This window comes from Rhizobium sp. WYCCWR10014, assembly GCF_001657485.1.
In the GTDB taxonomy this organism is placed as follows: Bacteria; Pseudomonadota; Alphaproteobacteria; order Rhizobiales; family Rhizobiaceae; genus Rhizobium.
Genome location: NZ_LXFU01000001.1, coordinates 1 through 1117 on the forward strand (window position 1 = coordinate 1; position 1117 = coordinate 1117).

General features: G+C 63.5%; 1 protein-coding gene. It reads right to left on the bottom strand.

Annotated elements, in window-relative coordinates:
• Nucleotides 1-24: 24 nt before the first annotated feature.
• Complete coding sequence (locus A6U98_RS00005; protein WP_064646976.1) at nt 25-954, bottom strand: IS110 family transposase; 930 nt, start codon at nt 952-954, stop codon at nt 25-27.
• Nucleotides 955-1117: the final 163 nt, after the last annotated feature.

Sequence of the window (1117 nt, forward strand, 5' to 3'; positions counted from 1 at the left end):
CGGGGAGAGCGACTGTCTTGTTTGTCAAGCGGTTTGCCATGGTCGTCCGTCCCTGATGATGGCGTTGAGGATGGTGAGTAGCTTGCGCATCGTTGCGACGATGGCGACGATCTTGGGCTTGCCGGCCGCGACCAGTCGGTCGCGGAAGGCCTTGAGGTCGGGGTTGTATCGGCTGGCGACGAGGGCGGCCATGAATAGGACGGCGCGCACTTTGCCTCGGCCGCCGCCGATGAAGCTCTTGCCTTTCCATTTTCCCGACTGCCGCGTCCATGGGGCAAGACCAGCCAACGAGGCGATCTGGCGCCGGTCGAGGCTGCCGAGCTCCGGCAGTTCGGCCAGCAACGTGCGCGCTGTCGTCGCTCCGACACCCGGCACCGAGGTCAACAGCGCCTCGCGCACCCGCCAGACCGGCGACTTGCGGATATGGCTGTCGAGATCGGCATCGAGGCTTTCGAGCTCGCGCCGCAAGGCTTTCAGCAAGCGCTTGATGCTTTTCTGCGCCTGCTTTGCCAGCGCCATGCGCAACCGGTTCTCCTCAGCTACGACCATCTGCACGATCTGGCGCCGGCGGGCCACAAGCTCGGAAAGCGCCTGTGTCTCGGCATCGCGCAATGGCCGGATCTCCGGCTTCGTCGCCAAAACGAAGGCGGCGATGACGGCGGCATCGATCGGATCGGTCTTGGCCCTGCGGCCGATCGCATGGGCATAGGCGCGCACTTGCGCCGGATTGACGACGAGGACCGTCAATCCCGCCGATGACAGTCCGGCAACCGCCAGCATCTCGAAGCCGCCGGTCGCTTCCAGCGCAATCGCATCAACACCGATGCCTTTGAGCCGCTCGACCAGTTCATCGATGCCGGCATGGTCGTTGCCGACGGCAAAGACCTCTTCTTGCGGCAGGATCGCAACATCCAGGCGCTCTTTCGAAACGTCGATCCCAACAACAATCTCCATCTGATCCCATCCTTGCCTAATCGGGCTTTGCTTTCGCAAGCGGCCCTGGCGACTGTTCGGGTTCAATGGAACGGCGGACGGAGACCCAGGCTCTCCCACGGGCTTGGTGTCCCAAAGGTGCATCGGTCTTCCATCCGCCACCGCAAGAGGCATTACAGCGCCA

Bases quoted from the DNA above. Each gene is read 5' to 3' on its own strand.
- A6U98_RS00005 (WP_064646976.1), bottom strand. From the start codon at position 954: ATGGAGATTGTTGTTGGGATCGACGTTTCGAAAGAGCGCCTGGATGTT.